The organism is Acinetobacter sp. YH12106, from assembly GCF_013418995.1.
Classification (GTDB): domain Bacteria; phylum Pseudomonadota; class Gammaproteobacteria; order Pseudomonadales; family Moraxellaceae; genus Acinetobacter; species Acinetobacter pseudolwoffii.
Genome location: NZ_VPAV01000032.1, coordinates 1 through 11778 on the forward strand (window position 1 = coordinate 1; position 11778 = coordinate 11778).

At 56.1% G+C, this 11778-nt stretch carries 9 protein-coding genes and 4 pseudogenes; 8 read left to right on the top strand and 5 right to left on the bottom strand.

Annotated elements, in window-relative coordinates:
• Positions 1–850, top strand: an 850-nt coding sequence (locus FTU45_RS13985) for a transposase (protein ID WP_373685762.1), incomplete at its 5' end; no start/stop codon positions are given.
• On the opposite strand, the pseudogene FTU45_RS13990 reads toward FTU45_RS13985, so the two are convergent.
• Positions 764–2263, bottom strand: a pseudogene (locus FTU45_RS13990) (Tn3 family transposase); the annotation flags it as partial. The gene FTU45_RS13985 and the pseudogene FTU45_RS13990 sit on opposite strands and share 87 nt — an antisense overlap.
• An 85-nt stretch (positions 2264–2348) precedes the next feature.
• Here FTU45_RS13990 and FTU45_RS13995 point away from each other — a divergent pair.
• Positions 2349–3101 (top strand): IS6 family transposase, encoded by a 753-nt coding sequence (locus tag FTU45_RS13995; RefSeq protein WP_000602738.1) that lies wholly within the window; start codon positions 2349–2351, stop codon positions 3099–3101.
• A gap of 62 nt (positions 3102–3163) precedes the next feature.
• Here the strand turns inward: FTU45_RS13995 and FTU45_RS15655 are convergent.
• The 3 genes and pseudogenes from FTU45_RS15655 to aac(3)-IVa all read right to left on the bottom strand — a co-directional run.
• Positions 3164–3517: pseudogene (locus FTU45_RS15655) on the bottom strand (AAC(3) family N-acetyltransferase); the annotation flags it as partial.
• A gap of 5 nt (positions 3518–3522) precedes the next feature.
• Positions 3523–4548, bottom strand: coding sequence for an aminoglycoside O-phosphotransferase APH(4)-Ia (gene aph(4)-Ia, locus FTU45_RS14005; protein ID WP_000742814.1), 1026 nt, complete (start codon positions 4546–4548; stop codon positions 3523–3525).
• 228 nt (positions 4549–4776) lie between these two features.
• Positions 4777–5553 (bottom strand): aminoglycoside N-acetyltransferase AAC(3)-IVa, encoded by a 777-nt coding sequence (aac(3)-IVa, locus tag FTU45_RS14010; protein WP_001199192.1) that lies wholly within the window; start codon positions 5551–5553, stop codon positions 4777–4779.
• Positions 5554–5666: 113 nt separating this feature from the next.
• Between aac(3)-IVa and FTU45_RS14015 the strand changes: the two genes are divergently transcribed.
• Positions 5667–6371, top strand: coding sequence for an IS6-like element IS26 family transposase (locus tag FTU45_RS14015; RefSeq protein ID WP_001067856.1), 705 nt, complete (start codon positions 5667–5669; stop codon positions 6369–6371).
• 54 nt (positions 6372–6425) lie between these two features.
• On the opposite strand, the pseudogene FTU45_RS14020 reads toward FTU45_RS14015, so the two are convergent.
• A pseudogene (locus FTU45_RS14020) lies at positions 6426–7481 on the bottom strand (DUF4158 domain-containing protein); the annotation flags it as partial.
• A 125-nt stretch (positions 7482–7606) separates the two neighbouring features.
• On the opposite strand from FTU45_RS14020, the gene FTU45_RS14025 reads away from it, so the two are divergent.
• From FTU45_RS14025 to FTU45_RS14045, 5 genes and pseudogenes are all read left to right on the top strand, one after another.
• Positions 7607–8221: a recombinase family protein gene (locus FTU45_RS14025; protein ID WP_000904906.1), complete on the top strand. Its 615-nt coding sequence runs from the start codon at positions 7607–7609 to the stop codon at positions 8219–8221.
• Positions 8222–8339: 118 nt separating this feature from the next.
• Positions 8340–9472, top strand: a protein-coding gene (locus tag FTU45_RS14030) for an IS3 family transposase (RefSeq protein WP_223672967.1) whose coding sequence is annotated in 2 segments (ribosomal slippage) — positions 8340–8592 and positions 8592–9472 — 1134 coding nt in all. Because the reading frame shifts where the segments join, the coding sequence is not laid out codon by codon here.
• Between the two features lie 99 nt (positions 9473–9571).
• Positions 9572–10375 carry an aminoglycoside O-phosphotransferase APH(3'')-Ib gene (gene aph(3'')-Ib, locus FTU45_RS14035; protein WP_001082319.1) on the top strand — a complete coding sequence of 268 codons (804 nt, stop codon included), beginning with the start codon at positions 9572–9574 and terminating at the stop codon, positions 10373–10375.
• Positions 10375–11211, top strand: a complete 837-nt coding sequence (locus FTU45_RS14040) for an aminoglycoside O-phosphotransferase APH(6)-Id (RefSeq protein ID WP_000480968.1) — start codon at positions 10375–10377, stop codon at positions 11209–11211. Before aph(3'')-Ib ends, FTU45_RS14040 begins: the two co-directional genes overlap by 1 nt.
• Before the next feature lie 101 nt (positions 11212–11312).
• Positions 11313–11543, top strand: a pseudogene (locus FTU45_RS14045) (IS91 family transposase); the annotation flags it as partial.
• Positions 11544–11778 lie beyond the last annotated feature (235 nt).

Genomic DNA, 11778 nt, shown 5'->3' on the forward strand with positions numbered 1-11778 from the left:
CACCATCGCCCACCGGGTGGGTCGCTATCTGGAACGGCAAGGCCTGCTGGAACGGGATGTCGAAAACAGCTATCTGGCCTCGGATGCGGTGGATGACGACCCGATGACACCCCTGCTGGGGCACTCGATCACTTACCGTATCGCTGTCGGTTCACAGGCGGGGCGAAAGGTGTTCACTTTGCAAACTCTGCCGACCAGTGGTGATCCGTTCGGTGACGGGATTGGCAAGGTAGCCGGGTCCAGCCTGCACGCCGGCGTGGCGGCCAGGGCCGATGAACGCAAGAAGCTCGAACGGCTGTGCCGGTACATCAGCCGCCCGGCGGTATCCGAGAAGCGGCTGTCGTTAACACGAGGCGGCAACGTGCGCTACCAGCTCAAGACGCCGTACCGGGACGGCACCACGCACGTCATTTTCGAACCATTGGATTTCATTGCAAGGCTGGCCGCCCTGGTACCGAAGCCCAGAGTCAACCTAACCCGCTTCCACGGGGTGTTCGCACCCAACAGTCGGCACCGGGCGTTGGTCACGCCGGCAAAACGGGGCAGGGGCAACAAGGTCAGGGTGGCTGATGAACCGGCAACACCAGCACAACGGCGAGCGTCGATGACATGGGCGCAACGGCTCAAGCGTGTTTTCAATATCGACATCGAGACCTGCAGCGGCTGCGGCGGCGCCATGAAAGTCATCGCCTGCATTGAAGACCCTATAGTGATCAAGCAGATCCTTGATGGGGTCGTTTGCGGGAGGGGGCGGAATCCTACGCTAAGGCTTTGGCCAGCGATATTCTCCGGTGAGATTGATGTGTTCCCATCCGAGCGGCGAAACATGGGCCAAGAGATCGGGCGATAGCAGCTTTCCATCGCGTTTCTGGTTTGCAACGACCTCGCCGAGCTTCATGGTGTTCCAGAAGATGATGATGGCGGCGAGCAGATTCATGCCGGCGATGCGGTAATGCTGGCCTTCGGCGGAACGGTCGCGGATTTCACCGCGGCGGTGGAAGCTGATTGCCCGCTTCAGCGCATGATGAGCTTCGCCTTTGTTGAGCCCGATCTGGGCACGCCGTTGGAGTTCGGCATCCAGAATCCAGTCGATCATGAACAGGGTGCGCTCGACGCGACCGACTTCCCGCAGGGCTGTCGCGAGCTCGTTCTGCCGCGGATAGGAGGCGAGTTTCCGCAGAATCTGGCTTGGCGCGACGGTCCCGGCAGCAATGGTGGCGGCGATGCGCAGGATGTCGGGCCAATTGCGCTCGATCATGGCTTGGTTGACCTTTCCGCCGATCAACGCTCGCAGGTGCGCCGGGGCGGCCGACGGATTGAACGCGTAGAGCCGTTTGGATGGCAGGTCGCGGATGCGCGGAGCGAACCGGTAGCCGAGAATGGCACATGCGGCAAAGACGTGATCGGTGAAGCCGCCCGTGTCGGTGAACTGCTCGCGGATATGGCGTCCAGCATCGTTCATCAGCAGGCCATCGAGGATGTAAGGCGCTTCGCTTGCCGTTGCAGGAATCACCTGGGTTGCGAACGGCGCATATTGGTCGGAGACGTGGCTATAGGCTTTCAGGCCCGGGGTATTGCCATATTTCGCGTTGACCAGGTTCATGGCCTCACCTTGCTCTGTAGCGACGAAGAACTGTCCGTCGCTCGAAGCCGACGTGCCCATGCCCCAGAACCGGGCCATGGGTAACGCTGCCTGTGCCTCGACCACCATGGCCAGCGCCCGGTCATAGGCTTCGCCCTCGACATGCCACCGTCCAATGCGGATCAATTCCCAGAAGGTGTGGGTGTTTGTCGCATCCGCCATTTTGCGCAAGCCGAGGTTGATCCCTTCCGCCAAGATAACGTTCATTAGCCCGATCCGGTCAGCGCAGGGTGCTCCTGTGCGCAGATGGGTGAACGCTTCGGTGAAGCCGGTCGCCGCATCCACCTCCAGCAGGAGATCGGTGATGCGCGTGGGCGGGATCTGCTTGTAGAGATCGAGCACCAGATCTTCGGCGCCTGTCGGCGCGGCGGCTTCGAGTTTCTCGATATGCAGAACGCCGTTTTCAATCGACCCGCCCGGGATCGTGCCTGCGCGAGCGGCACGGCCAAGCTCGCGCAACCGCATGTCGAGGCGAGCTTGCCGGTCTGCCAGCCATTCCTCCGGCCGCAATGGCACAGCGAGACGACCGCCTTCCGCGATGGATTGTGCCGGAACGAGTGCGTGTTTCAGATCGCCATAGCGCCGGGACCTAGTAAGCCAGACATCTCCGGAGCGGAACGCATGGCCTTGTCGCAAATTCTTCAGGTTAACTCGATGTTGACCATGGGGAGAGAAGTTGCCGCTCCTGATATTGCGGAGCGAGCCGATGATTTTGAATACCATTGCCGAAAAGCTGAAGCGCCAGTCGAAGGATGATTTCAAGGGCAGGCATTTCGAGGCCTGGCTGATTGTACAGGCGGTTGCCTGGTACTTGCGCTACCCGCTCAGCTATCGTGACTTGGAAGAGATGTTTCGCGAGCGGGGCTTCGAGGTCGATCATAGCACGATCAACCGCTGGGTATTGGCTTATGCACCTGTCATCGAGAAACGGCTGCGGCAGTTTCGTCGACCCCATTGCGGCTCGGTCCGGATTGATGAGACCTATGTCAAGATCCGCGGCAAATGGCGCTATCTGTACCGAGCCATCGATAAGCATGGCAATCCGGTGGATTTCCTGCTGACCGCTAAGCGCGATCTCGACGCTGCCAAGCGGTTCTTCCGAAAGATGCTTAAAGATGAACCCTTGTTGTCGCCGAACAGGATTGGGACGGACGGGGCCAACACCTTCCCGTCAACGATCAAAACGTCGGTTGATGATGGGCTTCTCCATCCCGATCCCGTGCATTATGTGACCAAACATCTCCAGCAGGGGATTGAGAGCGACCATTTCCGGGTGAAGAAGAACATGCCGAAGATCGGCGGTTTCCAATCCTTTAACACGGCGCGGCGAACCATCGCGGGTTTCGAGGCGATGCTGTGGCTGCGGAAGGGCTTTGGCTTTTCAGGCGGCTGGACCGTCAATGACCAGAATGATTTGCTTGCGCGCCTCTTCGGACTGCAAAAGGTTAACAAAGCATGAAAATACCGGCCTTGGCTGGGTGATAGCTGCCTCCAAAAGTGTTTGCGACACGCCCGGAACAATTCAGCCACTGCACCCATGTTCCGAGTTGGTGTGGTTTGCGGATCGTATGCCGGCATCTCGTTGCGCAAGATCTGCACCCAATCGGCAGGCACGGGCGGCGATCTCCAATCTGCGGGATCAGTCAGATCACCCGAGTGCGTGGGCATGACAATCGTGCCCTGGGGACCAACACAATCCAGAAGGGCCTGAATCACTGCGACCGGCCCTCCCGCGACCCAGCCGAGCGAGCTTAGCGAACTGTGGACGAGAACTGTGCCACCAAGCGTAAGGCCGTTCTCTCGCATTTGCCTTGCTAGGCTCGCGCGAGTTGCTGGCTGAGGCGTTCTCGAAATCAGCTCTTGTTCGGTCGGCATCTACTCTATTCCTTTGCCCTCGGACGAGTGCTGGGGCGTCGGTTTCCACTATCGGCGAGTACTTCTACACAGCCATCGGTCCAGACGGCCGCGCTTCTGCGGGCGATTTGTGTACGCCCGACAGTCCCGGCTCCGGATCGGACGATTGCGTCGCATCGACCCTGCGCCCAAGCTGCATCATCGAAATTGCCGTCAACCAAGCTCTGATAGAGTTGGTCAAGACCAATGCGGAGCATATACGCCCGGAGCCGCGGCGATCCTGCAAGCTCCGGATGCCTCCGCTCGAAGTAGCGCGTCTGCTGCTCCATACAAGCCAACCACGGCCTCCAGAAGAAGATGTTGGCGACCTCGTATTGGGAATCCCCGAACATCGCCTCGCTCCAGTCAATGACCGCTGTTATGCGGCCATTGTCCGTCAGGACATTGTTGGAGCCGAAATCCGCGTGCACGAGGTGCCGGACTTCGGGGCAGTCCTCGGCCCAAAGCATCAGCTCATCGAGAGCCTGCGCGACGGACGCACTGACGGTGTCGTCCATCACAGTTTGCCAGTGATACACATGGGGATCAGCAATCGCGCATATGAAATCACGCCATGTAGTGTATTGACCGATTCCTTGCGGTCCGAATGGGCCGAACCCGCTCGTCTGGCTAAGATCGGCCGCAGCGATCGCATCCATGGCCTCCGCGACCGGCTGCAGAACAGCGGGCAGTTCGGTTTCAGGCAGGTCTTGCAACGTGACACCCTGTGCACGGCGGGAGATGCAATAGGTCAGGCTCTCGCTGAATTCCCCAATGTCAAGCACTTCCGGAATCGGGAGCGCGGCCGATGCAAAGTGCCGATAAACATAACGATCTTTGTAGAAACCATCGGCGCAGCTATTTACCCGCAGGACATATCCACGCCCTCCTACATCGAAGCTGAAAGCACGAGATTCTTCGCCCTCCGAGAGCTGCATCAGGTCGGAGACGCTGTCGAACTTTTCGATCAGAAACTTCTCGACAGACGTCGCGGTGAGTTCAGGCTTTTTCATATCTCATTGCCCCCGGACGAGCGTCTGCTCCGCCATTCGCCGTCCGCCGTGCCAATCGGATCAGCCGTCCAAATGCGGGATTTTCGTTAGTCGGAGGCCAAACGGCATTGAGCGTCAGCATATCATCAGCGAGCTGAAGAAAGACAATCCCCGATCCGCTCCACGTGTTGCCCCAGCAATCAGCGCGACCTTGCCCCTCCAACGTCATCTCGTTCTCCGCTCATGAGCTCAGCCAATCGACTGGCGAGCGGCATCGCATTCTTCGCATCCCGCCTCTGGCGGATGCAGGAAGATCAACGGATCTCGGCCCAGTTGACCCAGGGCTGTCGCCACAATGTCGCGGGAGCGGATCAACCGAGCAAAGGCATGACCGACTGGACCTTCCTTCTGAAGGCTCTTCTCCTTGAGCCACCTGTCCGCCAAGGCAAAGCGCTCACAGCAGTGGTCATTCTCGAGATAATCGACGCGTACCAACTTGCCATCCTGAAGAATGGTGCAGTGTCTCGGCACCCCATAGGGAACCTTTGCCATCAACTCGGCAAGATGCAGCGTCGTGTTGGCATCGTGTCCCACGCCGAGGAGAAGTACCTGCCCATCGAGTTCATGGACACGGGCGACCGGGCTTGCAGGCGAGTGAGGTGGCAGGGGCAATGGATCAGAGATGATCTGCTCTGCCTGTGGCCCCGCTGCCGCAAAGGCAAATGGATGGGCGCTGCGCTTTACATTTGGCAGGCGCCAGAATGTGTCAGAGACAACTCCAAGGTCCGGTGTAACGGGCGACGTGGCAGGATCGAACGGCTCGTCGTCCAGACCTGACCACGAGGGCATGACGAGCGTCCCTCCCGGACCCAGCGCAGCACGCAGGGCCTCGATCAGTCCAAGTGGCCCATCTTCGAGGGGCCGGACGCTACGGAAGGAGCTGTGGACCAGCAGCACACCGCCGGGGGTAACCCCAAGGTTGAGAAGCTGACCGATGAGCTCGGCTTTTCGCCATTCGTATTGCACGACATTGCACTCCACCGCTGATGACATCAGTCGATCATAGCACGATCAACGGCACTGTTGCAAATAGTCGGTGGTGATAAACTTATCATCCCCTTTTGCTGATGGAGCTGCACATGAACCCATTCAAAGGCCGGCATTTTCAGCGTGACATCATTCTGTGGGCCGTACGCTGGTACTGCAAATACGGCATCAGTTACCGTGAGCTGCAGGAGATGCTGGCTGAACGCGGAGTGAATGTCGATCACTCCACGATTTACCGCTGGGTTCAGCGTTATGCGCCTGAAATGGAAAAACGGCTGCGCTGGTACTGGCGTAACCCTTCCGATCTTTGCCCGTGGCACATGGATGAAACCTACGTGAAGGTCAATGGCCGCTGGGCGTATCTGTACCGGGCCGTCGACAGCCGGGGCCGCACTGTCGATTTTTATCTCTCCTCCCGTCGTAACAGCAAAGCTGCATACCGGTTTCTGGGTAAAATCCTCAACAACGTGAAGAAGTGGCAGATCCCGCGATTCATCAACACGGATAAAGCGCCCGCCTATGGTCGCGCGCTTGCTCTGCTCAAACGCGAAGGCCGGTGCCCGTCTGACGTTGAACACCGACAGATTAAGTACCGGAACAACGTGATTGAATGCGATCATGGCAAACTGAAACGGATAATCGGCGCCACGCTGGGATTTAAATCCATGAAGACGGCTTACGCCACCATCAAAGGTATTGAGGTGATGCGTGCACTACGCAAAGGCCAGGCCTCAGCATTTTATTATGGTGATCCCCTGGGCGAAATGCGCCTGGTAAGCAGAGTTTTTGAAACGTAAGGCCTTTGAATAAGACAAAAGGCTGCCTCATCGCTAACTTTGCAACAGTGCCCTCGCGATGACATCGCCCAGCGGCTGGCCATCATCCTGTGCATCGACCAGGGCGCCCCCGATCTCGGCGAAGGATTTCAGGGTGTCACGCACCACCCCCGCTTCGTCTGCGACCTTTGCATGGCAAATACGCTCCGAAGCACGGTAGAGACGGCCGACGATCCGGTCGTGGGTTTCGACCACTGCGTCGGCCAACATCGCCTGCCATTCCGAGACGCAAACAGCCAAGATCGCAAGCCGCCTGTCCTCCGGGAGATCGCGCATGCCGTCGGCATAATACCGTTCACCCTGCCTGCGCAGACGAGTCACCCGATGGGCAGGAACGCCGGCAAGCAGATCCTCGGGGAGATCGACGCGTTGCAGATATTCGAGCCGGTCGAGCAGCCGGTTGGCCGACGAAGAGTTCGAGCCAGGCTCGAACTGGCGCAGCCACACAAAACGGGTCACCCGATCATCAGCCGTCTCCTCGAGCAATGCCAGCAACTGTTCTCGGATCGACATAGGCAGCCGACTGGCGATCCTCGTCTCGATGCGTCGCTCGGCATCGACGAGAGCCGCGGCACAAAGCCGCTCGATCGTGGATGTCGCGGGAAGGACAGTGCGGGTGCGTCGGCACTCGGCTACGAAGCGACGGGCGATATCCTCGTTCGACACCGCCATCTCGGCTTCTCGGAACAACCATTCCTTCAGCTCGCTCGCACCACGTCCGGAGAAGGTGCGGAAGCCGTAGAGCCCCCGTAACTCGGCAAGATGCTCGTGCCGTGTTTCCTCGCGGGCAGCATAGTCTACGAGATCGTCGGCACCCAGGCCAAGCTGCGCTCCGATAAATTCGATGACCTCTGCAGGGATCAGTTCGCCTGGAGCCAGCACCCGGCCGGGATAGCGCAGGACACACAATTGCAGGGCGAAGCCGAACCTGTTGTGAGCGCGCCGACGCAGCCTGATATGCCCAAAGTCTTCATCACTCAGCGTATAGTGCTTGAGCAAATCCGTCTGTGAAGTCGGCAAGCGCAACAGCGCGTCTTTCTGCCGATCGGTTAGAGTGACGCGACGCGGCATACATGTTCCTTTTTCAAAATCTGATAGCGTTCAAGACGCTTTGTTTATGAAGCTGGTTGAGATACATTTCCAGAGGTCAATGCAATCGTGGCCGAAGCGCCGCCTCAAACCAACGTTTGTGATACATGCTGATCGGATATGCCCGCGTCTCCAAAGCCGATGGCTCGCAGTCTCTCGACCTGCAGCACGACGCCTTGCGCGCCGCAGGTGTCGAACGGGACAATATCTATGATGATCTTGCTTCCGGCGGTCGTGATGATCGCCCTGGCTTGACTGCCTGCCTCAAGTCATTGCGTGACGGCGATGTGCTGGTGGTCTGGAAGCTCGATCGCCTCGGACGATCGCTTGCCCATCTGGTCAACACGGTGAAGGAGCTGTCAGACCGCAAGATCGGCCTGCGGGTTCTGACTGGAAAGGGCGCTCAGATCGACACCACGACTGCGTCCGGTCGCATGGTGTTCGGAATCTTCGCCACCTTGGCCGAGTTCGAGCGGGATCTGATCCGAGAGCGCACCATGGCGGGTCTCGCCTCCGCGAGAGCGCGCGGTCGCAAGGGCGGACGAAAATTCGCGCTCACCAAAGCTCAGGTGCGTCTCGCGCAAGCCGCCATGGCCCAGCGCGATACTTCAGTTTCCGATCTCTGCAAGGAACTCGGCATCGAGCGCGTCACTCTCTACCGATATGTCGGTCCCAAAGGCGAGCTCAGAGACCATGGAAAGCATGTTCTCGGACTTACGTAGCAACTCGTTTCTTTTCGCAGGTTGAGCCACAGAGGTGGATCAGGAAATTTGAACAACACTTATAAGTGATATTTTGCTCCCCAAATGATGTTATAAACATCAATATATGGAGTATTTTATGACACGTAGACCAAGAAGAAATCATTCAAATGACTTTAAAGCTAAGGTAGCACTTGCTGCGATTAAAGCAGAAAAAACACTTGCTGAATTGAGTGCTGAATTTGATGTTCATCAAAACCAAATTATTGACTGGAAAAATCAACTGATTTCAGCTTCCTCGCAAGCTTTCGATCAATCAAAAGCTCCAACAGAACCACCCATCGATCTAAAAAAACTACATGCAAAAATCGGTGAGCAGGCATTAGAAATTGATTTTTTAGAAGGTGTGTTGAAGAAACTGGGTCGCTTCAACCACAAAAGTTAATCGATGACTCACTTCAGATTTCAGTATCTAAGCAAGCTAAGCTGCTGAAAGTCTCCCGTGGTTGTTATTACTATCGCCCAAAACCTGTGAGTGAATCAGATCTGAAGCTGATGCGCTGTATGGATGAGTTACATATGCAATACCCTTTTGCAGGTAGCCGTATGATGCGTGATTTATTGAATCGTCAAGGACATCATATAGGACGACGTCATACACGTACTTTAATGAAGAAAATGGGCATTAATGCGTTATATCGTAAACCAAATCTAAGTCAGGCCAATCAAGCTCACCGTAAATATCCATATCTGCTCAAAGGATTGGCTATTCAGCGCAGTAATCAAGTGTGGTCTACGGATATAACGTATATCCCTATGGCAAAAGGCTTTGTTTATTTATGTGCTGTGATTGATTGGCATAGCCGCAAGGTACTTGCGCATAGAGTATCGATTAGTATGGAGGTTACATTTTGCATAGAAACATTAAATGAAGCTATTGAAAAATATGGCCGACCTGAAGTCTTTAATACAGACCAAGGCAGTCAGTTTACCAGTGATGCATTTATTGATGTATTGAAATCAAATGGCATTCAAATCAGTATGGATGGTAAAGGTCGATGGGTTGATAATGTGATGGTTGAACGATTATGGCGGAGCGTTAAATATGAAGAGGTGTATCTCAAAGCCTACAGCAATGTTTTGGATGCGAAGAAGCAATTAAACGCATATTTTGAATTTTATAATTTGAAACGACCTCATTCGAGTCTGGACAAAATGACTCCAGATGAGTTTTACTATGACCAGCTACCACAACAAAATAAGGTAGCTTAACTAGAGCAGAGTATCACTTATAAATAAGCTTTTAGTTGTTCAAACAAGTGGGACCACCTCTCACCTCCGCGCTTCATCAGAAAACTGAAGGAACCTCCATTGAATCGAACTAATATTTTTTTTGGTGAATCGCATTCTGACTGGTTGCCTGTCAGAGGCGGAGAATCTGGTGATTTTGTTTTTCGACGTGGTGACGGGCATGCCTTCGCGAAAATCGCACCTGCTTCCCGCCGCGGTGAGCTCGCTGGAGAGCGTGACCGCCTCATTTGGCTCAAAGGTCGAGGTGTGGCTTGCCCCGAGGTGATCAACTGGCAGGAGGAACAGGAGGGTGCATGCTTGGTGATAACGGCAATTCCGGGAGTACCGGCGGCTGATCTGTCTGGAGCGGATTTGCTCAAAGCGTGGCCGTCAATGGGGCAGCAACTTGGCGCTGTTCACAGCCTATCGGTTGATCAATGTCCGTTTGAGCGCAGGCTGTCGCGAATGTTCGGACGCGCCGTTGATGTGGTGTCCCGCAATGCCGTCAATCCCGACTTCTTACCGGACGAGGACAAGAGTACGCCGCAGCTCGATCTTTTGGCTCGTGTCGAACGAGAGCTACCGGTGCGGCTCGACCAAGAGCGCACCGATATGGTTGTTTGCCATGGTGATCCCTGCATGCCGAACTTCATGGTGGACCCTAAAACTCTTCAATGCACGGGTCTGATCGACCTTGGGCGGCTCGGAACAGCAGATCGCTATGCCGATTTGGCACTCATGATTGCTAACGCCGAAGAGAACTGGGCAGCGCCAGATGAAGCAGAGCGCGCCTTCGCTGTCCTATTCAATGTATTGGGGATCGAAGCCCCCGACCGCGAACGCCTTGCCTTCTATCTGCGATTGGACCCTCTGACTTGGGGTTGATGTTCATGCCGCCTGTTTTTCCTGCTCATTGGCACGTTTCGCAACCTGTTCTCATTGCGGACACCTTTTCCAGCCTCGTTTGGAAAGTTTCATTGCCAGACGGGACTCCTGCAATCGTCAAGGGATTGAAACCTATAGAAGACATTGCTGATGAACTGCGCGGGGCCGACTATCTGGTATGGCGCAATGGGAGGGGAGCAGTCCGGTTGCTCGGTCGTGAGAACAATCTGATGTTGCTCGAATATGCCGGGGAGCGAATGCTCTCTCACATCGTTGCCGAGCACGGCGACTACCAGGCGACCGAAATTGCAGCGGAACTAATGGCGAAGCTGTATGCCGCATCTGAGGAACCCCTGCCTTCTGCCCTTCTCCCGATCCGGGATCGCTTTGCAGCTTTGTTTCAGCGGGCGCGCGATGATCAAAACGCAGGTTGTCAAACTGACTACGTCCACGCGGCGATTATAGCCGATCAAATGATGAGCAATGCCTCGGAACTGCGTGGGCTACATGGCGATCTGCATCATGAAAACATCATGTTCTCCAGTCGCGGCTGGCTGGTGATAGATCCCGTCGGTCTGGTCGGTGAAGTGGGCTTTGGCGCCGCCAATATGTTCTACGATCCGGCTGACAGAGACGACCTTTGTCTCGATCCTAGACGCATTGCACAGATGGCGGACGCATTCTCTCGTGCGCTGGACGTCGATCCGCGTCGCCTGCTCGACCAGGCGTACGCTTATGGGTGCCTTTCCGCAGCTTGGAACGCGGATGGAGAAGAGGAGCAACGCGATCTAGCTATCGCGGCCGCGATCAAGCAGGTGCGACAGACGTCATACTAGATATCAAGCGACTTCTCCTATCCCCTGGGAACACATCAATCTTACCGGAGAATATCGTTGGCCAAAGCCTTAGCGTAGGATTTCGCCCTCTCCCGCAAACGACCCCAGCGTCGATGACATGGGCGCAACGGCTCAAGCGTGTTTTCAATATCGACATCGAGACCTGCAGCGGCTGCGGCGGCGCCATGAAAGTCATCGCCTGCATTGAAGACCCTATAGTGATCAAGCAGATCCTTGATCACCTGAAGCACAAAGCCGAAACCAGCGGGACCAGGGCGTTACCCGAAAGCCGGGCGCCACCGGCTGAGCTGCTCCTGGGTCTGTTTGACTGACGAGCCTGAAGGCCAACGATACCAATCAAAATGCTGCGTTCACAGCGCCGCGGCAGGGATCCGCCGTGCTGGTTGTCGGAAAAGGAGCCGCTAGTGGGAAAGAGGAGGGTAAATTTTCAGCGTTGCTGGCTCCCCGTCAGCCGGATTGGGTTGCATCGCAGGGGTGTCGAAAGAGTCAACTGCGGTCCAAAGCTGTTGGACTTGGGTGAAAAGGGCGTTTATTCTTCCTATACGT